The 20,664-nt window shown below is 44.0% G+C and carries 23 protein-coding genes and 1 pseudogene; 10 read left to right on the top strand and 14 right to left on the bottom strand.

The window, feature by feature from the left end; translation table 11 throughout:
- Positions 1-11: 11 nt before the first annotated feature.
- Together OCT63_RS12345 and OCT63_RS12340 are read left to right on the top strand one after the other, a co-directional pair.
- Complete coding sequence (locus OCT63_RS12345) at positions 12-188, top strand: hypothetical protein (RefSeq protein ID WP_167514255.1); 177 nt, start codon at positions 12-14, stop codon at positions 186-188.
- Positions 189-312: 124 nt separating this feature from the next.
- Positions 313-2,007: an amidohydrolase gene (locus OCT63_RS12340; RefSeq protein ID WP_269983827.1), complete on the top strand. Its 1,695-nt coding sequence runs from the start codon at positions 313-315 to the stop codon at positions 2,005-2,007.
- Between the two features lie 75 nt (positions 2,008-2,082).
- Here OCT63_RS12340 and OCT63_RS12335 read toward each other — a convergent pair whose 3' ends face one another.
- Together OCT63_RS12335 and OCT63_RS12330 are read right to left on the bottom strand one after the other, a co-directional pair.
- Positions 2,083-2,535: a septal ring lytic transglycosylase RlpA family protein gene (locus OCT63_RS12335; protein WP_269983826.1), complete on the bottom strand. Its 453-nt coding sequence runs from the start codon at positions 2,533-2,535 to the stop codon at positions 2,083-2,085.
- A 362-nt stretch (positions 2,536-2,897) separates the two neighbouring features.
- The gene (locus OCT63_RS12330) at positions 2,898-3,389 is read right to left on the bottom strand and encodes a VOC family protein (RefSeq protein ID WP_269983825.1); all 492 of its coding nucleotides are present in this window, start codon (positions 3,387-3,389) and stop codon (positions 2,898-2,900) included.
- A gap of 468 nt (positions 3,390-3,857) precedes the next feature.
- Between OCT63_RS12330 and ahpC the strand changes: the two genes are divergently transcribed.
- A complete protein-coding gene (gene ahpC, locus OCT63_RS12325) occupies positions 3,858-4,415 on the top strand; it encodes an alkyl hydroperoxide reductase subunit C (protein WP_016798107.1) in 558 nt (185 codons plus the stop codon).
- A gap of 228 nt (positions 4,416-4,643) precedes the next feature.
- Positions 4,644-6,236: an alkyl hydroperoxide reductase subunit F gene (ahpF, locus tag OCT63_RS12320; protein WP_269983824.1), complete on the top strand. Its 1,593-nt coding sequence runs from the start codon at positions 4,644-4,646 to the stop codon at positions 6,234-6,236.
- Between the two features lie 117 nt (positions 6,237-6,353).
- Here ahpF and OCT63_RS12315 read toward each other — a convergent pair whose 3' ends face one another.
- Entirely contained in the window at positions 6,354-6,953 is a 600-nt protein-coding gene (locus OCT63_RS12315) for a LysE family translocator (protein ID WP_161686207.1), read from the bottom strand.
- 121 nt (positions 6,954-7,074) lie between these two features.
- Between OCT63_RS12315 and OCT63_RS12310 the strand changes: the two genes are divergently transcribed.
- Positions 7,075-7,560 carry an Lrp/AsnC family transcriptional regulator gene (locus tag OCT63_RS12310; protein ID WP_060468090.1) on the top strand — a complete coding sequence of 162 codons (486 nt, stop codon included), beginning with the start codon at positions 7,075-7,077 and terminating at the stop codon, positions 7,558-7,560.
- Positions 7,561-7,674: pseudogene (locus tag OCT63_RS12305) on the top strand (LacI family DNA-binding transcriptional regulator); the annotation flags it as partial. It abuts the gene before it with no gap.
- Positions 7,675-7,697: 23 nt separating this feature from the next.
- Here the strand turns inward: OCT63_RS12305 and OCT63_RS12300 are convergent.
- The 4 genes from OCT63_RS12300 to OCT63_RS12285 all read right to left on the bottom strand — a co-directional run bounded on the left by OCT63_RS12300 (position 7,698) and on the right by OCT63_RS12285 (position 9,913).
- The gene (locus OCT63_RS12300) at positions 7,698-8,111 is read right to left on the bottom strand and encodes a globin (RefSeq protein ID WP_060468091.1); all 414 of its coding nucleotides are present in this window, start codon (positions 8,109-8,111) and stop codon (positions 7,698-7,700) included.
- A 137-nt stretch (positions 8,112-8,248) separates the two neighbouring features.
- Positions 8,249-8,629 carry a VOC family protein gene (locus OCT63_RS12295; RefSeq protein ID WP_060468092.1) on the bottom strand — a complete coding sequence of 127 codons (381 nt, stop codon included), beginning with the start codon at positions 8,627-8,629 and terminating at the stop codon, positions 8,249-8,251.
- Positions 8,630-8,772: 143 nt separating this feature from the next.
- On the bottom strand, positions 8,773-9,213 hold the full coding sequence (gene soxR, locus OCT63_RS12290; protein WP_060468093.1) for a redox-sensitive transcriptional activator SoxR: 441 nt from the start codon (positions 9,211-9,213) through the stop codon (positions 8,773-8,775).
- 142 nt (positions 9,214-9,355) lie between these two features.
- A complete protein-coding gene (locus OCT63_RS12285; RefSeq protein WP_060468094.1) occupies positions 9,356-9,913 on the bottom strand; it encodes a DUF1439 domain-containing protein in 558 nt (185 codons plus the stop codon).
- A gap of 161 nt (positions 9,914-10,074) precedes the next feature.
- Here OCT63_RS12285 and OCT63_RS12280 point away from each other — a divergent pair, with 161 nt between their 5' ends.
- From OCT63_RS12280 to OCT63_RS12270, 3 genes are all read left to right on the top strand, one after another.
- Positions 10,075-10,461 carry a thiol-disulfide oxidoreductase DCC family protein gene (locus OCT63_RS12280; protein ID WP_161753173.1) on the top strand — a complete coding sequence of 129 codons (387 nt, stop codon included), beginning with the start codon at positions 10,075-10,077 and terminating at the stop codon, positions 10,459-10,461.
- Positions 10,462-10,697: 236 nt separating this feature from the next.
- Positions 10,698-12,023: an ABC1 kinase family protein gene (locus OCT63_RS12275; protein WP_269983823.1), complete on the top strand. Its 1,326-nt coding sequence runs from the start codon at positions 10,698-10,700 to the stop codon at positions 12,021-12,023.
- Positions 12,024-12,138: 115 nt separating this feature from the next.
- Positions 12,139-12,684 carry a glutathione peroxidase gene (locus tag OCT63_RS12270; RefSeq protein WP_269983822.1) on the top strand — a complete coding sequence of 182 codons (546 nt, stop codon included), beginning with the start codon at positions 12,139-12,141 and terminating at the stop codon, positions 12,682-12,684.
- A gap of 143 nt (positions 12,685-12,827) precedes the next feature.
- Here the strand turns inward: OCT63_RS12270 and OCT63_RS12265 are convergent, their stop codons facing one another.
- From OCT63_RS12265 to OCT63_RS12235, 7 genes are all read right to left on the bottom strand, one after another.
- Entirely contained in the window at positions 12,828-13,262 is a 435-nt protein-coding gene (locus OCT63_RS12265) for a GNAT family N-acetyltransferase (RefSeq protein WP_269983821.1), read from the bottom strand.
- Between the two features lie 339 nt (positions 13,263-13,601).
- Complete coding sequence (locus OCT63_RS12260; protein WP_269983820.1) at positions 13,602-15,038, bottom strand: lipopolysaccharide biosynthesis protein; 1,437 nt, start codon at positions 15,036-15,038, stop codon at positions 13,602-13,604.
- A gap of 16 nt (positions 15,039-15,054) precedes the next feature.
- On the bottom strand, positions 15,055-15,981 hold the full coding sequence (locus tag OCT63_RS12255; RefSeq protein WP_269983819.1) for a glycosyltransferase family 2 protein: 927 nt from the start codon (positions 15,979-15,981) through the stop codon (positions 15,055-15,057).
- A gap of 407 nt (positions 15,982-16,388) precedes the next feature.
- Complete coding sequence (locus OCT63_RS12250; RefSeq protein WP_269983818.1) at positions 16,389-17,171, bottom strand: ribonuclease H family protein; 783 nt, start codon at positions 17,169-17,171, stop codon at positions 16,389-16,391.
- Between the two features lie 81 nt (positions 17,172-17,252).
- Positions 17,253-17,582, bottom strand: coding sequence for an AzlD domain-containing protein (locus tag OCT63_RS12245; RefSeq protein WP_269983817.1), 330 nt, complete (start codon positions 17,580-17,582; stop codon positions 17,253-17,255).
- A 2-nt stretch (positions 17,583-17,584) separates the two neighbouring features.
- Positions 17,585-18,313: an AzlC family ABC transporter permease gene (locus tag OCT63_RS12240; protein ID WP_269983816.1), complete on the bottom strand. Its 729-nt coding sequence runs from the start codon at positions 18,311-18,313 to the stop codon at positions 17,585-17,587.
- Between the two features lie 104 nt (positions 18,314-18,417).
- Positions 18,418-19,251 carry an AraC family transcriptional regulator gene (locus tag OCT63_RS12235; protein ID WP_017631022.1) on the bottom strand — a complete coding sequence of 278 codons (834 nt, stop codon included), beginning with the start codon at positions 19,249-19,251 and terminating at the stop codon, positions 18,418-18,420.
- Positions 19,252-19,561: 310 nt separating this feature from the next.
- Here OCT63_RS12235 and OCT63_RS12230 point away from each other — a divergent pair, with 310 nt between their 5' ends.
- On the top strand, positions 19,562-20,323 hold the full coding sequence (locus OCT63_RS12230) for a transporter substrate-binding domain-containing protein (protein ID WP_017056974.1): 762 nt from the start codon (positions 19,562-19,564) through the stop codon (positions 20,321-20,323).
- Positions 20,324-20,664 lie beyond the last annotated feature (341 nt).

Genomic DNA, 20,664 nt, shown 5'->3' with positions numbered 1-20,664 from the left:
GGAGAGCAACTATGGACACTTTATTATTAAAAATTCGCGATATGATTCTTGCCACACGTCAGCAGTGGATCGGCGAGATCACCTACAACCACAACATTAAGGGTGATCACACTTGGAAACTCTATGGCTATAAATCTTATGACGAATACAAAAAAGATCTGCGTAAAAGCCTAAGACAAGAGTCGTAATTAAAGGTCATTCAAGTGACAGCTTGTTGATTAGTCATCGTTTTTATTTGCCAGTCATGTAGAGTTTCAAACCATCCACTCGCTTTCTATACTTACTTAACAGTGGAACATGGAAAATATAATAATGAACAACAAGCTCACTTTTACACGTATTGCATCGATTGCATTACTCGCTAGTTTAAGCGCCGGGCCATCGGCTGTCGCTAAAAGCCAAGTCGCAGACCAGATATTTACCAATGCCGACATCTACGGGCATCGTGAGTCAGACTCGCTCGTCACCCATAAAGGTAAGATCATCTTCATCGGAGAACGCGAACTGGCGCAATCGTTTGAAGGGCATAAGACCGATGTCATCGACTTGGAAAATGCCTTTGTCTTACCGGGATTTATTGACAATCACAACCATGTTTTCGAAGCTGCCTCAGAGCTGGGTGGCAATTGCGAGCTGGATTCTGAAGCCACACTCGAAGAACAAATTCCTTACTTAGAAGCTTGTAAAATCAATGCTGAAAGCAATGGCAAGGGTTGGTTGATGGGCTATGGTTTCTCTTTGGAATCGACACTCGATAGCGATTCTGAATACACACCACTTGAGATCATCGACAGTGTCTTCCCAGACCGCCCCGTGGTGGTCATGGAGCAAACCTCACACTCGATGTGGGTCAACTCAAAGGCGCTGAAAATCGCCCGAATCAGCCAACAATCTCCAGACCCACAAGGCGGCGCTTATCTAAAGGATCCTGATAGCGGAAAGCTTAACGGCATTCTATTGGATAACGCTGGCAACCAAATCATGGAGATGGCGTGGAACAGCCAAAGCGAGCTATTTGAGCAAAGCTACCAAGGCTTAATGTTCGGTCTTGAAGAAGCCGCTGCACACGGCATTACCACCATAGGTGACGGCCGAATGTATTGGAAACGAGGTTGGTATGATGTTTGGCTAGAAGCGGAGCAAAACCAAGATTTGACTGCTCGCGTGTCATTACGCCCTTGGGTTTACCCATCAATGGCGATGCCTTCTCAGCTTGAGGTATTCGAGAAGATGTATTCCGATGACAAAAGCCGTCTGCTGCTGATCGATCAGGTCAAAATGTACAGCGATGGCATCTTCATTAATGGCACAGCAAAAACACTCGCCCCCTACTTGGATACTTACCTGCCACAGTCGCCGAACGGCTTGAACTACATTCCACCAGCACAGATGAAAGAGTGGCTCAGCGCACTCGATAAAATCGGCTTTAGTGCGCACATTCATGCAATTGGTGATGGCGCCGTTCGTGAATCCCTTAACGCTATAGAAAGCGTGCGTAAACAAGGTTCGCAAAAGCCTTACACCTTAACTCACGTTGAGTTAATCAGTGATGAAGATGTTCCCCGCTTCAAACAGCTCAATGTCTCAGCGGATTTCCAAGTGGGGTCTGATTACATCGCAAGGCATCAACACCAATGGGCCGAAGCTTTCCTTGGGGCTCGACGAGCCAAAGCCATGATGAACCTAGACGCGATACTCAAAACCGACGCCAACATCACTCTAAGTAGTGATTGGAACGTACACAACATCAATCCATTGGTCGGCATCGCGAACAGCTTAATCATGGGTAAAACAGGCCTAACCGATATCTATACAGCCATCGATGCTTACACGCTCAATGCAGCTAAGAGCCTTGGAATTGAAGACGTAACAGGTTCTATTGAAGTTGGTAAGTCAGCAGATTTCGCCATTCTCGACCGCGACATCACCACCGTATCAGCAAGAGAAATCGCCAGAACTCAGGTTTTGCTGACGGTATTACGTGGGGATGTGGTTTACGAGAAATAAGGCTCACAAGCGCACCGAAAAGCGTGAAGAGATACAGATCTCAGAGGTAGATTAAAAAAGGAGGTTAGGAAATGATTAGTGTTTGTACCTAAAGGTATTGCTGTCATCAACAATCTCAATTTTTACAGGCACAGTGCCTTGCTTAACGTTGCCGATTTTTGCAAATGCCTTGTGCGAAAGGTCGATCACTCGGCCTTTTACGTAAGGGCCTCGGTCATTAATTTTCACATTAACAGACTTGTTATTGTCTGTATTGGTCACTCTCACGATAGTGCCGAATGGCAAGGTTTTATGAGCTGCAGTATTCGCACTCATGTTATACGTTTCACCACTTGCTGTGAGCCTTCCATGGAACTTATCGCCATACCAAGAAGCTTTACCAGCAAGAGCATGTGACTTGGCATAATCCTTTGTTTTAGAACTGCCAACAGCCGACGTTGAGGTGCATCCGGCTAGTACCATAAGAACAAGCGCAGTAAAGATAATATGTCGTTTTTTAATGTGATTTGGGGGCGTTAATCTCTGCATGTTTCTCTGTTTTCGTTATTGTTAGTTCGGCCGTATGGTACTGAGTATAGTCACTGCCCAGACAAAACTACCATTCGGTATGATTTCCAATGTTTTCATGAACAACGCTTTATTCCGTCATATTCATGAAAGGTTTTATCGTCAAAACGTCAACTTTAGCAACACATTCAAGTTATCTATTTATTGACCATCCATACTAATAAACACTGAAGAGAACATCTTAAGGCCAAATTATTTTTGCCGCACATCGACGTCAGTGCATTCTCCCTTCCCCCAAAGTAATTGCAAAAAAGGACTGGTATCTCTACCAATCCTTCTTCGGGGTATTTCGTTTTTCTACCTTATGGAAGGCAGTAACGCTATTACTCGTAATCAGTCGCGTACGTATCTTCGTATGTGTGCGAGTAGAATTCGAATAGGTTGCCAAACGGGTCTTCTAGGTAAACCATTTGTGCTTGTTTTAGTTCGTCTTCTGGGTGGTAACGGTGAATATCCATACGTACCTTACCGCCAAACTCTTCAACGCGCTTAATAGCTGAATGAAACTGTTCTTTTGGAAGCTGTAGACAGAAGTGGAAGATGCCTAGGCGAGAGAAATCAACTTCGTGACGCTCTTGGCGCTCTTTCATTTCGAACAGCTCAACACCGATGCCATCAGATGTGACTAGGTGTGCAATGTTGAAGCCCTTGAAGCCTTCACCAAATACTGCGATACACATACGGCCGATTGCTGATTCGCGCTCTTCCATTACTTTGGTATTGTTCATTACGATTCTTAGACCTAAAGCTTTCGTGTAAAACTCTACTGCTTGGTCCATGTCGCCAACCATAATGCCTACGTGATTCATTTTCATAACTTGCTCCAAATTCGTTTTTAATTCTGTGTGTTTCGAAGACTGGCTTCGATGTTTCGTTTCGATGGAGAGAGTATATGGAGATACGATAATCAACTGAAATTATCATAAATTATATTAATGATAATTTTTTGTTATCTAAAAATTTACAGATATCTCGTCTCCCTTAAAGAAGCCACACCAGCCCTTGCCTACATAGATACATAGAGGCTTACGTGAATTGAGATAAGTCCAAATAGAGAACAACCTAAAGAGCATAGCTCCTCAAATGGGTGATGCTGATGTTTGATGCCTCTTGTGAATAGTTTTTGTTGATAGCTTCTATCGATAGCTTTCTTTTATCAAAGATAGGATTTGCCTATTGAATCTATAGAAATGTCCGATTTCACTAATTTCCGATGCGAATGCAATATATCTCCATCGACGCGGGATAGCGTTAAACACGATAAATCAGAAAGAGAGTCCAACATGATCAACACAGAAATCAAACCATTCAACGCAACAGCATTCAAAAACGGCGAATTCGTAGAAATCACTGAGCAAGACGTTAAAGGCAAGTGGGCTGTATTCTTCTTCTACCCAGCAGACTTCACGTTTGTATGTCCAACTGAGCTAGTTGACCTACAAGACAAATACGCAGAGCTTCAATCTCGCGGCGTAGAAGTTTACTCAGTATCAACAGACACGCACTTCTCTCACAAAGCATGGCACGATACTTCTGACAAAATCGGCACTATCGAATACTTCATGGTAGGTGACCAAACTGGCAACATCACAAACAACTTCAACGTTATGCGTGAAGGTCAAGGCCTTGCAGACCGTGCTACGTTCCTAATCGACCCAGAAGGCGTTATCCAAGCAATGGAAATCACTGCTGAAGGTATTGGCCGTGACGCTGAAGACCTACTACGCAAGGTTAAAGCAGCTCAATACGTAGCCGCTAACCCAGGTGAAGTTTGCCCAGCTAAATGGAAAGAAGGCGAAGAGACTCTAGCTCCATCTCTAGACCTAGTAGGTAAGATTTAATCTAAGCCTAGTTCAAACAAGAACAGCTAAGAAAGAACAAATAAAGCAGAACAGTTAAACGGTTCTACAGGCGCGCTTCGGCCCCCCTCCTAAAGGGCAGTTGCGCGCCACCCTTTCACACCATCAACACCACAATATTTGCCGACTTGCGCCCCCTTTTTATTTTCCTTTTTCAGCAAGAAGGTATTGGTCAATACCAAGGCACAGAATTTAAGAGCAGGCACGATTATGTTAGATCAAGCAATGAAGCAGCAGCTAAAAGCATACCTAGAAAACCTAAAAACCAATGTTCAGTTAGTGCTGAGCCTAGATGACAGCGATACCGCAAACAAACTCCAAGACCTAGCGAACGATATCGCGTCTTTAACGAACAAAATTGAAGTGACTCGCGATGATAGCGCAAGCACTCGAAGCCCTATCATGCAGGTCGTGAACCAAGAAAAAGGCACTGCGATCGGTTTCGCGGGTTTACCAATGGGTCACGAGTTCACATCTCTGGTATTGGCACTGCTTCACAGTGGTGGTCACCCTATCAAGCTTGAAGCTGATGTAATCGAACAAATTCAAGAATTAGATCAAGAGCTGAATGTAGAGATTTTCATCTCACTATCGTGCCAAAACTGTCCAGAAGTGGTTCAGGCATTCAACATGATGTCGGCGATTAACCCTCTGGTTAAGACAACCATGATTGACGGCGCTGCATTCCAAGAAGAAGTGAAGTCGCGCGACATCATGGCAGTGCCAAGCTTGTTCATTAACGGGGAGCTATTTGGTCAAGGTCGTATGTCATTGGCTGAAATCCTTAACAAAGTTGATTCAGGTGCAGCTGAAAAGAAAGCAGCAAACCTAAACCAACAAGCACCGTTTGATGTGTTAGTTGTAGGTGGTGGCCCAGCTGGTTCTTCAGCAGCTATCTACGCAGCACGTAAAGGCATTCGCACGGGTGTAGTTGCTGACCGATTCGGTGGTCAAGTAATGGATACCATGGCAATTGAGAACTTTATCTCAGTGAAAGCAACGACGGGTCCTAAGCTAGTGGCTAGCCTAGAAGAGCACGTAAAAGAGTACGGTGTTGAAGTAATGACTGAGCAGCGCGCTGCGAACATCATTGCTGCAGAAGACACGGAAGACGGCTACATCCACGTTGAGCTAGAGAGCGGCGCAACACTGCGAGCTCGTACGGTGATCACAAGTACAGGTGCACGCTGGCGTGAAATGAACGTTCCGGGTGAGCAAGAGTACCGCAACAAAGGCGTTGCTTACTGCCCACACTGTGACGGTCCGTTGTTCAAAGGCAAGAAAACAGCGGTTATCGGCGGTGGTAACTCAGGTATTGAAGCCGCTATCGACCTAGCAGGTATCGTGGAACACGTAACCGTGCTTGAATTTGCAGATACACTGCGCGCTGACCAAGTGCTTATCGACAAAGCGAACGCAACGCCAAACATCGAAATCATCAAGATGGCTCAAACCACACAAGTATTGGGTGATGGAAATCGCGTAACGGGTCTGGAATATAAAGACCGCAACACAGACGAACTGAAACAGATCGAACTCGCGGGTATCTTTGTTCAAATCGGCCTAATGCCAAACAGCGAATGGTTGAAGGGAACGAAGGTAGAGCTATCACCACGCGGTGAGATTGAGATTAACGCCCATGGCGCAACATCAATGAAAGGTGTATTCGCAGCAGGTGACGTAACAACCGTACCTTACAAACAGATCATCATTGCGATGGGTGAAGGTGCTAAAGCAAGTTTAGGTGCGTTTGACCACCTAATCCGTAACTCAGCTCCGGTTAAAGAGGCTGAAACCGCTTAATCTTTTAAGCAAACATTCCTTAAAACGTTCTTGTTAACTTACTAATTATTGTTAACCACTTAGTCGATTTTTAGACACCACTCCTATGGATTTAGGAGTGGTTTTTTTCTTTGTGATTTACGCCGGTTGATAAAGCATGAAAGCAACCACCATCGCTAAGCTTCCGCCCAAACAACGGTTTACCACCATCATCTGTTTTGGTGATTGAAGCAGCTTTTTAAGCATCGTACCGCAATACGCCCACACCAACATGCACGGTACGCCCGTGATCACCATGCCAGCAATAATGGTCACCACTTGAATCAGATAGTCTGCGTTCGGAGTGATGAACTGAGAAAACACAGTTAACGAAGCAATCCAACCTTTAGGGTTTAACACCTGAACCAACACACCCGACACAAAGCCCGAACGATTATCGGTGGTGCTCTCTTCGATTTGCATATTCGCAATCGACCATGCCATGAACAGCAAATAAGCCGCGCCCGCGTACTTCAAAATGTTGTATAGCTCAGGGTAAAGAGTGAATAGGCTCACCAAACCGACGCTAGAACCCGCCAGTACGATGATGATGCCAAAAGCGTTTCCAGAGATAAAAGGCAAAGTTGCGGCAAACCCATAACGACTTGAAATCCCAAGTAATGCGATATTGCCAGCCCCAGGTGTAATTGCAATCGACGTTGAAAATAGCAAGAACGCCAGCATTAATTGAGAGCTCATTTCCTCTCACTCCTAGTAGATAAATATTGATAGGGAGAGAGTTTACAGATTCTATTAGGAATTAAATTGCTATATAGGCTACTATTAGCCCAAACTTGAGCAGAATTTCTTCAAATTGACCATGAAAAAGAAAGAATCCACTCGTGAAGTGTTGGATGATACAGATATCACCATCTTAGGACACATCCAACAAGACGGACGTATGAGCAACAGTAAGCTCGCCGAGAAAGTTAACCTCAGCGAAACCCCGTGTTGGCGCCGTTGGAAACGCATGGAAGAGACAGGCTATATCGATGGTTACGCCGCCAAGCTAAACCGCAAGAAACTTGGCTTTCATGTAGCTGGCTTTACCTTAGTGACGTTGGGCAACCACGAAGTTGAAAACACAGAACCGTTTGAAGAGTTTGTCGAGGTGACTAATTGGATTCCGATGTGTCACTGCATTGCAGGTGGTGCAGACTACATGGTTCAGGTGCTAGCCAGAGACTTGGAAGAGTATTTTGAGCGCATTAGCTCAATAAGACGAGTAAAAGGTGTGAGTGCGATTCAATCCAACATATCAGTGAAAGAATTGAAGAACAGTTATCAACTTCCTCTAGAAGAATAGCGTGAGTCAGTAAAAATTGTCGTAAGCCAAATTCAAGAGCAAGAGACGAGCTTTGTAAAACTCGTAGTTCCAGTTCAATTTGTCGAACGTCATACCATGCTTAAAATTAAGTAAAAAGATTCCAGATAAGAAAATGTCTATGATTCTGACTTAACTACACACTCTTTTTTCATGATATTTAGCCCTTGTTCAAGAGTCTGGGCCCAAGCTTGCTCGACGCTTTCATCGTAAAGGGGATCGTATTTTTTGACTGTATTCAGCAATGAGTTAAACCATTCGTTAAGCTCTTGTTCAGAGATATCCATCCCCAAATCTTTATGTCGCTTACCAAGCTTTTTAACCGAGTTTCTTACACTCGGTAAACCAGAAGAGTTGTAAATCAAGATGATCGAGGCTTTGAGCATCTTAGTTTGTTGCTCTAACCCTATGTTTTCAAAACGTTCTGAAAACCTAGGGTTGTGCTCACAGAAATCGGCCAAAAATGTTTCCAGAAACTCTTGGTCGATCCGGCAACGTTCAAAACTCTCATAAAACAGTTCATTTGGTGTCATCTGGCAGATCCTTTGCAATATTTGTGAGTCTTCAGTGAAACAGACAAGTTCAGAGCCATAATTCACAAGCTCTGAACAATCAACATAACCTAATAATACGCCACCGTGGCATAAAGTGAACTATGGCATCAGGTGAACTATGGCATAAAGTGAGTGGCGCAGATCTTGTTTCCATCAGGGTCTCGTAAGTAAGCCAAGTAAAGGCGGCGCTCATCGGTTCCCCTCACTCCTGGACCATTTTCAATACTTGTCCCCCCGTTTTCTACACCAATACGATGCCACTCATCGACGACTTCTGGTGAGGTTGCTAGAAAACCTATCGTCATCCCATTGCCATACGTGGCAGGCTGGCCATCAATCGGTTTAGTTAAACCCAGTACACCGGTTTGGCTCACGTAAATACAACGCCCTTTAGGATCGACAGAACCTTCGCTGTAACCAAGCACCTTCATAATTGGGTCATAGAAAGACTTCGCGCGTTCAATATCTTCGGTACCGAGAAAAACATGGCTGAACATAACTAACCTCTTCTTATAGTGAAAGAACGTCCTAAACTAGACCCTTAATTCCTATTTGTCTACACGAGACACTCTTTACCATCACAGCTCAACTTATTGATAAAAGCCTCAAATTTGGTTCGATATCCCAAGCGAAATAAAAGCTAATCAACAATACGCTGAGCGCCCTGCCCTCGGTCATGCAGGATGTCTTCAGGGTTTAGTAATTGGCATTTCTGCATACTCAAACAGCCGCAACCGATGCAACCGGTTAAGTTCTCTTGTAACGACTTAATTTGCGCCATTTTACTATCGAGCTGCCCTTGCCACTTCTTAGCCACAAGCTCCCAATCATGTTTAGTCGCCGTATGGTTCATCGGTAACGTCGATAGCTCATCGGTGATTTCTTCAAGCGTGAAACCTATCGACTGAGCGACTTGTATCAGCGCTATTCGTCTAAGCATCGCAGACTGATAGCGACGCTGGTTACCATTGGTTCGAATCGACGCAATTAATCCCTTAGTTTCGTAGAAGCGTAAGGCTGAAGGTGCGACACCACTACGGTCCGACAGTTGACCAATCGTTAGGTATATAATGTTTTTCATTGTTAAAATATCCTTGAAGTCACCAATAGATTAAGTTCACTTTAACTTCATAATAAAGATAGGTTCTGATTGCCACCAATTAAGAGTCCAAAACTTTGGAAGCAAACACAATAAAAAACAGCTTAGATAAATTTAGAAAAAGTTAGTCAAATAGTTCGATAATCAACTTATTGTCTTTGATCACCAGATTAGGTTCCGATGATTTGAGCAATAGCTCTTGCACCTTGTTGCTATCCAATTTGTAAACGGGTAACTGAGACAAGGCAAAACCGATCATAGACACCGCAGGTTTAAGTAGTTTCTCGACTTCAGGAGAAAGCTGCCGCCCTTTTTCATCAAAGCGCTCTAGCCGCAGCGATTTTAAGTACACTTCGCCACTCTCTTTGTCGTATTCGGGAGTCGCACTGAATTCGATATCAAGATCCAACCCCATATTCGGCATGTTAAACACCTGAACTTTTGCATTGGTATTCGCCAGAACAGAAACACGCTGACTCTCTGCTCGCCCGATTTTAACTTCTAGATCATCAACGGCCACTTGTGCATACATGACGCTTTCAACACCAACTTCTTGCTCTAACATCACTGAGTCTTGCAGATATTTCGTCATGTCTTGCTCAGTAATACTGTAGCTAACACAACCACTGAGCATCAGGGCAGTTACAGCTATAATCAAACGGTTCGTTAACTTTGTTGTCATTAGAGATAAGCTCTTAATTTGTAAATGCATGAAACGGATGTTACTCGAAAAGACACTGTAAAATAGTTGTCACAATGACAGTGTCGGATAGCTGTGTAGAATGATCCACCTAAATGGTGATGTCGTATAGATTGATATAGACAAAATTAGTAAGGCAAGCAATGACTGCATTAACGATATTTTACGATGGAAGCTGTCCACTTTGTGCAAAAGAGATGGCAGCACTGACTAAATCTGATACCAAAAATCAAATCCAGACCATCGATATCTACAGTGAAGCGTTTTCAAACTACCCGCAAATAGATGCTGAGGCAGCCAATACGATTTTGCATGCACTGGACGAAAACGGAAAGCTGCTGCTCGGTTTAGACGTAACCTACCAAGCATGGAAGCTGGTTGGCAAAGGGTGGCTGTATGCTCCGTTACGTTGGACGATTTTCAAGCCAATGGCAGATTGGTGCTATCTACGGTTTGCCAAGAATCGATATAAAATTTCATTCTGGCTAACCGGAAAGTCACGTTGCGACGGTAACAGCTGCACTAAATAGCTGTATTAAATTGCATTGGAATTAAGACATACCACTCGCAACTTTGTAATACACCACACCAAACAGAGCAGCAAAAACTAAAACGGTAACCGCGACTTTTAACCAAATAAACTTCATGTTTTGTCCTTTAAATTCTGTTTACTGTTTCGCGAGACAAATTACCACAACAAAACATTCGGTTGGGTAATGATTTATAGAACTTTGTAGTGAGTCTTGATAACTAAGTGAGAACCTTTATGTCGGCAAAAGAAAGAAATCTACCTACCCATCGCATTTCAAGACTCAGTAAGTTTGCCTCACTGGCGACAAGGGTTGCGGGCAACGTGCTAACGGAAGGCACCAAGCAAATCGCACAAGGCAACAGGCCCAAAACAAAAGACTTACTGCTCACACCACAAAACATTGCTCGCTTGACCGATCAACTCGCACACCTGCGCGGCGCGGCGATGAAGTTAGGACAAATGCTGTCAATGGATGCGGGCGATGTCCTAGAACCTGAACTCGCTGACATTCTGTCTCGTCTGCGCTCCGACGCTGACCCACTGCCAACCAAGCAGCTCAATCAAGTGTTAGAAAGCTCGCTCGGAAGCCATTGGAAAACCGAATTCCTTTCCTTCAACTTTAAACCGATTGCCAGTGCCTCCATCGGCCAGGTTCACCAAGCCTACAGTGATGCGGGGGACAAACTCGCTGTCAAAGTCCAATACCCAGGCATTCGAAAAAGCATCGACAGTGATGTAGATAACGTAGGCACACTGCTCAATATTGTTGGCTTGATACCAAAGTCGGTCGACTACAAAGGCTTGTTAGAAGAGGCAAAGAAACAGCTCCACGATGAAGCGGACTATGCTCGAGAGGCTGACTACGCGACTCGTTACCATGATGCGTTAAAAGCGCATTCTCACTTCGTGGTACCTAAGATTCATCCGCAAGTCTCTTCAGAATCGGTGCTCGCCATGGATTTCATCGAAGGCGTCTCGATAGAACAAATAGAAAGTTACGACCAAAGCACCCGTGACTTTGTGATGCATAGCTTGCTTGAGCTTCTGTTCAGAGAGTTGTTCGATTTCAAAATGGTGCAAACCGACCCCAATTTTGCCAACTACCTCTACGTTGAAAGCACCCGACAGATTGGACTGCTAGACTTTGGAGCAACCCGTGAATACAGCGACCGCTTCAGCGAGGGTTATCGCTTAGCCTTTACCTCTGTGATCAATCTCGATGAACAAGAGCTCAACCAAGCGTTAGAGCAAATTGGATTCTTTAGCGAGACGATTCTCCCCGATCAACGCCAAGCGATTCTAAACCTCGTAAAGATGGCCTGTGAGCCGATGTTGGTTGACGAAGAGTACGATTTCAAAGCCAGTGGTTTGGCACAGCGACTTCGTGAAGCTGGCACCATATTGAGCATGGAGCAAGAGTATTGGCATACACCTCCCGCCGATGCGCTGTTCCTACACCGTAAAATCGGTGGCATGTACCTGTTAGCCGCTCGCCTTGGTGCGAAAGTGAACATCAGTCGTTTGGTCGCTCCATATCTCATCGCAGATGAGCAAAAGTGATACCAAAAAAGATAGTGAAAACGATTGTAAAAACGACAGTAAATAATGAGCAAAGTGATCATTTCAACGTGCTCAAGAGTAATAACCATTACGCCAACTAAAATGAGCCAAACCTATGAAATGTTCACTACTTTGCTTAACCGTATTGATTACCAGCCTAACAAGCTCTATCGCTTTTGCAGCGAGTTGCCCCGAGATACTTAATGGCAAACAACGCTTGTTAAACTCAACCGAAGAAATCTCCTTGTGTGATGAATTTCAAGGCAAAACTCTTTTAGTGGTTAATACCGCGAGCCAATGTGGATTCACACCACAGTTTGAACAACTCGAGCAGCTTCATCAAACCTACAAAGACCAAGGCTTCACGGTTATCGGTTTTCCAAGTAATGATTTTCGCCAAGATAGAGGAAGCGAGGAGAAGTCGGCCAAAATCTGTTACCTCGACTACGGTGTAACCTTTCCTATGATGGCTCGAGCATCACTATCTGGCAGTAGCGCTAACCCAGTGTTTGCAGAAATACAGCAGCAAGCAGGTGTGACGCCCAAATGGAATTTCTACAAATTCCTAATAAGCAAAGAAGGCAAAGTGGTGGCAACCTTCCCTAGCTCAACATCCCCCGTGAGCGCGACACTCAAAAATGCAATTGAGCAGCAGCTATGAGTTCTAATTACATGGCGACAACTTAACCCCGTAATACCTGGCCAAGGGCCCAATAGCTACCTTGACATAAGATGTCGGTTCTTATTTAGCGTCGTGTTAATGCACGCTATCGTGATGTTGACCTAGATCTGTGAGCCTTTAACCTAGGTGATGAGCTGCATCACCAACCTTGACTCATCATCACCAAAGTAGTTTTCTTCTTGTGTGATAGTAGAGAACCCCATCGATGCATAGAGTGCACAAGCCGATGCATTATTTGGATCCACGGTGAGCATTACCTTGGAGTCTTGATCCAATTCAGCTATCGCCTGATCCATCAATGAACGACCTATTCCCATTCCTCGATAGTGACTCTCAACGGCCAATGACAGAATCCAGTACTCTTGTGGTTTGTTCGTTGGTGTCATTAATACATAACCCGCAACCTGTAACTCCTGTTTCGCTACCAACAAGCCCTTTCCCCAGCAATCAAATGCCTGACGAAAGAAAACCAATGGATAAGCATGATCGCCAAACAAAGCATGTTCAAGCTGGTAAATATCAGCCAATTCTTGTTTTTCCGCACAAGTAATATTCATAGATAGACCTTAATCGATTTGACTACAACCACCCTTCAACTGAAGCCAACCAAGTTAGTAGTTTCACTCTTAATCAATGGCTGTACTTTGAAGCCTCAGGGTTGTTACGCGCGACTAATATATTCGTGACTTATATTATGATCCAGCTTTTCATGACTATTAATTGCTTTACTAAAGCTTCACGAAAATGAGAAAGGAGCAACATCTACTTATTCATACCTCTTTCCATAGTTAACCTATAAATACGTTCTAATCCAAAAGGTTATACACAGCATTTTATTGTGGTTATTCGGCTTTTTCTCGCTTAACGAAACACTGAATAGCCCGAATGACATGCTTTTAGCTGATATGCGAACACTTGCCGAGCGTCAATTTATCAAGCAGAGTTTGAGGAATAACGATCACCGAGTATTTCACAAAGGCCACCAGCGTAATTAGACCAACAGCCGTTCCAAGGATAAAGCCATGGACATCAACCAACACCAATCCCAGAAGTTGATCACTCGCTATCGCCACGAGTGCGATGCTGACTGCGGTTACCCACTTACTGTGTTCATAAGGTAATGGTTCCATCGTTTGACTGACAAAATACAGAAGCATGAGCCGCACAATATAAGTTGCGCACAGAACCGCGACAACACCCCACACGCCATAAATAGGCGTCACTGTAAAATAGCCAATGGCCGCCAAGATCGCACATCCACTTTGAATCCACATTTGCGATTGGCTTGAGTCACCGCTAAAACAACCCAGATTCAAATAATCACCTGCATTTTTGATAACGCTAATCGCAAGCAGCGAGACAACAATGGTCCCCGCGTAGTGATAACTGCTCGGTAAAATGAGAGATATAAATCCGGGTACCGTTAGAATCATCAACGAACCTAAAACAATGGCGAGGTTCACTCCGACTAACGCCCTATCTGCACACATTTTGCTGCCACCCGGCTGTTGAAGCATAGCGACGCGGTTTGGAAACCACCAAAGCGCGTAAGGCTGTAGCAACAAACCAAGAATCAAGGCGAACTTGCCGCTAACCGCATAAATCGCGAGTTCTTCGACACCGACGAAGCTTGCCATCACCCAGCGGTCGAGCCCCATGATCATATACATTGATGCCCCGCCAACCAAAACGGGCAGTCCAAATTTTAAGATCTTCGCGGAGTATTTGAAGCAACCAAAAGATCCCATCTCTTGCCATTGATAACGCACTAAGCAAACCATCAGCAACACACTGGATACCGCAGCTGAGATCAACACACCATCAATACCATATCCAGCCTCAAGCAAAACAAAAGTCATGATGGCTTGAACGCCCGCTTTCAACACATTGAGCATGCAAAAACGTTTCGCCATCGCATTCATTCGCATCAGCGTCAGCGGGATAGAAATAGCCCCATCGAGCATGGTAGGAATAAGCAGAAGCAGTATCTGGTAAGGCTGGAATTCAACAGGCAACATTAAGATTAACAACGGCATACTGAGGGCAATCAAGGCGCCCCCAAGCACGCAAACCAACACACTCAATGTGAAGCAGTTCGAGACCAACTTTCGCTTTTCATCACCTTTGGCGACACCTACATAACGATACATGGCATCGACAATGCCGAAGCTGAACAATATCGTCCCAATGTCTGCCAGCAAGACAATGGCTTCTAAGGAACCATACTCTGCCAACGTCATATTGTGCGTAATGTACGGGATCATTACCAATGAGATCCCTTTCATCATCAATATTCCGATGGCGTAATAAGCCGACTGCTTTAATGAACCCATAGTCGTCACCTATTCCTTACCAAGCTAGCTTTAGGAAACTTTTACAGTCTCCAATTAGGTGTCGCAATGTTCGTTTTTGAGGTGACATGACCAAAGAACGGAAGCTATATGCCACAGCCTGTCTGTTCTGCTGTAAACCTCGATAATAGTCAGCATAACCTTCAAGTATTCTCGCCTTGGCAATATTGAAGCTAGATTGTGGCAGGTTCCAACGTTCGCTATCGTCTTGATAGCGTTGGAGAATGGATTCTATTGACTGCAAGTTCCTAAGTTTGAGGTTTTCAGTTTGGGTTACCGAGGTCGCTCTCATTAAGTAACCAACCTGCACCGAATTCAACACACCTACCTGATGGTTTTCACTCATTCGGAGCCATAACTCCCAATCTTCACCGTACTTGATGTCTGCATTAAAACTGTCAGTTTGAGCAAACACCTCAGCCTTGACCATAACGGTCGAGGTCCCAATCACGTTGTTTTCGATGATAAACTCTAAAGGGTTTTCTATATTGATGAACAACTCGTCTTGGTCTTGAAATTGTGACCAATAACTAAAGCAGTCAACAATGACGTCGTAATCTTCAGTTAGGTGTTCGTAATTGGTAAAGCTCATCGCCAGATCAGGGTATCGCTGATGAAACTCAAGTTGGCGCTCAATTTTCTCTGGAAACCAGAAGTCGTCCGCATCTAAGAAAGCGATGTATTCTCCGGTCGCTTTCTCAATACCAAGATTTCTCGCTTGAGGTGCCCCAACGCCCAAAGTAGGTATAGTAATAATGCGTTCATCATCTATCGACGCGAGATACGTTGACGTTCCATCATTGCTATTATCATCGATAATGATCAACTCAACGTCGTGATATGTCTGTTTAAGCACACTGCCAATCGCTTTCGGTAGGTAGTCTAAACAATTATAGGTCGGGATAATGACACTCACTTTAACCATGATGACGCTCTCATATTTACACGTTATACCACTAACGTTGCATGTTCTGTGCCGTACAGCTCCAGTGAATAAATCACAATAATATCAGCCATCTAAGTACCGATTCGCAAAATGACGAAGAAGACAAATAGTAAATAAACTTACAATGTCAAATTGATTACCATTTTGAAAAGATGACGAGTATCCAGGTGATAGACCTCAGAAACAGAAATGGGATGAAGGCAAGAACAAGAGTCGAGCAAAGCTTCAACTCATTTAAGCAAGCACAAGCGTTATCTCACAGAATAGAGAACCCAGCTTATTAGATTGGTGAATAGCCTTAATAAATAGATAGGAACAAAAAACCAAGCGTTACATTGAAGAAAACTGTAGCGCTTGGTTAGTTATATTTTAATTATCGACCCTTCTTAACCAGCTCGCAGAGCTAAGATTTCAGTAAGGTCGTCAGTTTCTGAATATCGACTCAAGTTTTGCTCTTTAGAAGAAATCGCCACAATAGACATACGGTCGGCCAGTTCGTTGCCTTCGATACCTACGTGACCATTAACATGGTGGATGGTAATTTGAGATGCGAGTTCTTGGTAAAGTGCATAAGCAGGCTTAATGATATCAAGGTTTTTGATCTCACCGCCCGACTTCGTCCAACCCTTTTTCTCCCAACCTGATGCCCACTTAGTAATGCAGTCGATCGAGTATTTCGAGTCACAATAAATCGCAACTGACAAACCCGCTTGCCGCTTTTCTTTTGCAAGGATGAGTGCTTGCTTCAAACCTTGCAGTTCCGCGGTATTATTAGTACCCATTGGTTGATACAAGCCATACCACAACTCGGTTAGCTCATTCTTCAAGTAGACCGCTAAGCCTGTACCCGCTTCACCAGGGTTTGGCTCACAAGCCCCATCTGTATATATCTTGATATCGAAAGGCATTTCAGCGATTTGCTGCTGAGAAAGAGGCGGAACCTTCGCTTTAGTGGCTGTACGTGGCTTCGAAAATGCAGGCTTAGCACCTGAACTCGATTGAGATGCAGAAGACGCTTTACCACCGAAAGCAGACTCTGCTTCGCCTAGTGTTGGAAACGATTTATATCTCGCGCCTGTAAAGCCATCAACCTGAGCTTTACACTCGTTCCAAGTGGTAAAAATACCCGGTTTACGACCTTTCCAAACCACATAATACTTCTTAGCCAAATTAACTCCTTACCAAAACCTAAATACACAAATAGTGAATAAAGACATTAGAAGTCACCACGCCATGCGTTGCAAGGTCAATCAATTAAAAAGATATTCAACCGCGACAAGATTGTAGAACAAGAACACCGCCATGCTGACACCGATCGTTAGTAGTACATTGCCTGTTTTCCATATCAACAGGCCTGTCACCACCGCGCCAATCAAGTAAGGGTTCTCTAGGCTTGGCCAAAATATTTGCTCTGGTGCGAAAACAATTGGTCCCCAAATCGCAGTCAGAACCGCAGGGCTTGAGTAACGTAGCAAACGTCGAGCAGTTTGATTTAAGCGAAGCGGGATTGCAGGCTCAAGAAACAGATACCGGCTAAAGAACACAATCGCCGTCATGAGTAATATCGTTAACCAAATCATCTCTATTTCCCTTCCACTGCTGGCTTGTTGCCATTGTGTCGCTCTTGAAGCGACTCACTGAAAAAGCCCGCTAACATGCCAGCAATCGCTGCAATCATGAGTCCACCTTCAACGTTGTTGACCGCCATAGCAACCGAAGTAACCAATGAAACCACAACACACACGACAACAGGCAATGTTCTGATTAATGGAAAAACCAACGCGATAAACGTCGCAGCTACCGCGAAGTCGAGACCGATTTCATTGAGTGACGGGATTTGGCTTCCTGCGACTATGCCAACGAAACTCGCGATATTCCAAACCAGATAAAAACCGCCACCCACGCCCGCCGCGTACCAACGCTCAAACTCTTGTTGAGATTGCCCACTGCATATCGCAAACAGTTCGTCAGTGAGCCAAAAGCCGAGCAACAAACGCCAACGCGTAGGAAGATGACTGATTTTGTCGCGCATCGATACACTGTATAAAAAGTGCCTTGAGGTGATGAAAAAGGTGGTTAATAACATAGTGCCGAGGCCAATACCCGCTTTAAACATGCCAGCCGCGACCAATTGTGCTGAGCCTGCGAACAGAATCGCTGACATCGCTTGTGCTTGAAGCTGATTCAATCCGGCATCTATTGCGTATGAGCCCGCAAGAATCCCCCATGGGATCACAGCAATACTCAGCGGTATTCCAGCTAAAACGCCCTTCCATAACTGAGTACGCCTATCCATCTTTTGATTATCCATATTATTCTTTTCTCTCTTCACATTGGCTATTCAATGTAAAAACACCTGGGTGAGTTCGATTGTACAAACTTGCTCGATTTAAAAACCGAATTAACGTGTCTGATTTAGAGCATTTTGATGTATTGACCCGGCGTGTAACCATTGGCTTTTTTAAAGTGTCGATGAAAATGGCTTTGGTCGTGAAAGCCACACTCTTGAGCGGTATCAGAAATAGTATGTCCTTGCTTCAATAACTTGCGAGATAGCCTCAGCCGAGACTGGATCTGATACGCGTGTGGCGGAAGACCGAACTCTTTTTGGAAAGAACGCACTAAATGGAACGGGCTTAAAGCCGCCAGTTTAGACAACTCTTCTAAGGACACATCAGCTTGTGGAAAATCATCTAAGAACTCTTTCACCAAAACAAGCTGACGCTGAGTTTTGCCATCTAATTGAGGTTTAAGGCTTGATTTACCATGTCGACTAATCAGCTTAACTAACATCCCGTACATCAAGGTTTCACGTAACAAACGATTATCCGATTCATCAATCGCATTGAACACTAGCCTTAATTGGTTAGCGAGTTCAGGGTCTTCAACCACCGCTCTTGGAAAGTAAGGCGCGCCGTAATTGGGTAAGTTAAGCTCTTGAGTGATTTTGGCAAGTTGCTCAGGAAGTGGATACATGGCGCGATACGCCCAACCACCTTCAGTGGCGGAGTGTCCACTATGCACTTCATCGGCGTTTACCAAGATAATGGCATCTTGTGGTGCGACATGATGCCCGCCCGTTCGATAGAAACGTTGAGCACCCTGCTCAATAACACCAAGCGTGTAACCCTCGTGGCTATGGCGTGAGAAGTTCTGCTTTTCATATTCAGCATTCAGGATTTCAAGGCCACCGAGTTCTTCTGTGATCTTATATTCGGCCTTTTCTTTAGAACGTTTCTTGTTCTCCATAACAATTCCCAAGCCTGTTAAGTATCGAGCGACTTATCAGTCTACTCTATAGGCTCTTTCAGCTTTTGTACAAAATTGCGCATTTGGTCATTAACACAATTTTTTATAGTGCGCTTCGAGTGCTCGATAACCACTTCTGATTAGGAGAGAGCTTGATATAAGTGGTTGACGAAAAATTGGCAAATCAGAGAGTCAATCAGACCCATCGTTTATACATTTATGCCTTAGTTCACATCGATGTTCATCCGCATTGATAAATATTAACAAGTAGTTAACTATCTACAGCCATTATTACTATAAGGAAATAAAAATGAAATGGATATTCGTTGCATTCGTCAGTGTATTCTCTGCACTCACATACGCCAAAGATTGGCAGCAAATTCGCTTTACTGTTGAGGGGGCCTACCCACCGTTCAGTTGGACAACACAGGACGGAAAACTAGAGGGGTTTGAGGTCGATTTAGCCAACGCGCTGTGTATCGAATTAGGGGTAAAGTGCATCATCTCCAAAACAGATTGGGACGGTATTATCCCTTCACTATTGAGTCGTAAGAACGATGCGATAATTGCAGCCATGACGATTACCGAAGAGCGTGAAAAGAAAGTTAACTTCACCATTCCATACGCCAAAGTCCCAACTCGTTTCGTGATGAAGAAAGATCGAGAGATCAATATGAGTGACGACAGCTTGAATGACCTAACTATCGGAGTTCAACGTGCAACAATTGGTGATAAGTACCTTTCTGAGATATACCCGGATATAGATATTCGCCGCTACGGTACCTTCGATGAAGCATTTACAGACTTGTTGAATGGTCGTCTCGATACTGTGTTTGGTGGTTCAATAGGACTAAATGCTGGTTTCCTTGAAACAGAACAAGGCAAGGACTACCACTTTACAGGCCCTAAGTTCACAGAAGAGAAATGGTTTGGTCGTGGTATTGGTGTAGCAGTCAGAAAGCAAGATAACGAACTAAAAGACCTTATCGATAGTGGCATACAAAAGCTTATCGACAATGGTCAACATCAAAAAATCGCGAGTAAATATTTTACATACAGTATTTACGATTAGCAGGATGACATTTAAATGATGCAAAAAATGGTTGATTACACTTCTTGATTAGCTTTGAATAGATAGTATCGTAGAAGCTAAAGATAGCAAAAAGCCGCTTATAAAAGCGGCTTTTTATATGCTGCTTACAAATGGTGCGTCAACCATGATTCGAGTACATCTAAATTGATTGCCACTGAACTAGAATCCACTGCGGTCAAGGAGCCTAAGATCAGCTGAATTAAAAAATTTCGATTAATACACCGTTCACTCTATCTAATGGTAAATAGTATATGTTAGAGGTAATCAATTTTATTCTTCATATAGTGTATAAAGTCATTAATAGGCTTGAAATTTCTATT

The organism is Vibrio sp. RW (assembly GCF_027587105.1).
In the GTDB taxonomy this organism is placed as follows: Bacteria; Pseudomonadota; Gammaproteobacteria; order Enterobacterales; family Vibrionaceae; genus Vibrio; species Vibrio toranzoniae.
This window is presented reverse-complemented; position numbering and strand designations above follow the sequence as displayed.

Bases quoted from the DNA above. Each gene is read 5' to 3' on its own strand.
- OCT63_RS12345 (WP_167514255.1), top strand. From the start codon at position 12: ATGGACACTTTATTATTAAAAATTCGCGATATGATTCTTGCCACACGT.
- OCT63_RS12340 (WP_269983827.1), top strand. From the start codon at position 313: ATGAACAACAAGCTCACTTTTACACGTATTGCATCGATTGCATTACTC.
- OCT63_RS12335 (WP_269983826.1), bottom strand. From the start codon at position 2,535: ATGCAGAGATTAACGCCCCCAAATCACATTAAAAAACGACATATTATC.
- OCT63_RS12330 (WP_269983825.1), bottom strand. From the start codon at position 3,389: ATGAAAATGAATCACGTAGGCATTATGGTTGGCGACATGGACCAAGCA.
- ahpC (WP_016798107.1), top strand. From the start codon at position 3,858: ATGATCAACACAGAAATCAAACCATTCAACGCAACAGCATTCAAAAAC.
- ahpF (WP_269983824.1), top strand. From the start codon at position 4,644: ATGTTAGATCAAGCAATGAAGCAGCAGCTAAAAGCATACCTAGAAAAC.
- OCT63_RS12315 (WP_161686207.1), bottom strand. From the start codon at position 6,953: ATGAGCTCTCAATTAATGCTGGCGTTCTTGCTATTTTCAACGTCGATT.
- OCT63_RS12310 (WP_060468090.1), top strand. From the start codon at position 7,075: ATGAAAAAGAAAGAATCCACTCGTGAAGTGTTGGATGATACAGATATC.
- OCT63_RS12300 (WP_060468091.1), bottom strand. From the start codon at position 8,111: ATGACACCAAATGAACTGTTTTATGAGAGTTTTGAACGTTGCCGGATC.
- OCT63_RS12295 (WP_060468092.1), bottom strand. From the start codon at position 8,629: ATGTTCAGCCATGTTTTTCTCGGTACCGAAGATATTGAACGCGCGAAG.
- soxR (WP_060468093.1), bottom strand. From the start codon at position 9,213: ATGAAAAACATTATATACCTAACGATTGGTCAACTGTCGGACCGTAGT.
- OCT63_RS12285 (WP_060468094.1), bottom strand. From the start codon at position 9,913: ATGACAACAAAGTTAACGAACCGTTTGATTATAGCTGTAACTGCCCTG.
- OCT63_RS12280 (WP_161753173.1), top strand. From the start codon at position 10,075: ATGACTGCATTAACGATATTTTACGATGGAAGCTGTCCACTTTGTGCA.
- OCT63_RS12275 (WP_269983823.1), top strand. From the start codon at position 10,698: ATGTCGGCAAAAGAAAGAAATCTACCTACCCATCGCATTTCAAGACTC.
- OCT63_RS12270 (WP_269983822.1), top strand. From the start codon at position 12,139: ATGAAATGTTCACTACTTTGCTTAACCGTATTGATTACCAGCCTAACA.
- OCT63_RS12265 (WP_269983821.1), bottom strand. From the start codon at position 13,262: ATGAATATTACTTGTGCGGAAAAACAAGAATTGGCTGATATTTACCAG.
- OCT63_RS12260 (WP_269983820.1), bottom strand. From the start codon at position 15,038: ATGGGTTCATTAAAGCAGTCGGCTTATTACGCCATCGGAATATTGATG.
- OCT63_RS12255 (WP_269983819.1), bottom strand. From the start codon at position 15,981: ATGGTTAAAGTGAGTGTCATTATCCCGACCTATAATTGTTTAGACTAC.
- OCT63_RS12245 (WP_269983817.1), bottom strand. From the start codon at position 17,582: ATGATTTGGTTAACGATATTACTCATGACGGCGATTGTGTTCTTTAGC.
- OCT63_RS12240 (WP_269983816.1), bottom strand. From the start codon at position 18,313: ATGGATAATCAAAAGATGGATAGGCGTACTCAGTTATGGAAGGGCGTT.
- OCT63_RS12235 (WP_017631022.1), bottom strand. From the start codon at position 19,251: ATGGAGAACAAGAAACGTTCTAAAGAAAAGGCCGAATATAAGATCACA.
- OCT63_RS12230 (WP_017056974.1), top strand. From the start codon at position 19,562: ATGAAATGGATATTCGTTGCATTCGTCAGTGTATTCTCTGCACTCACA.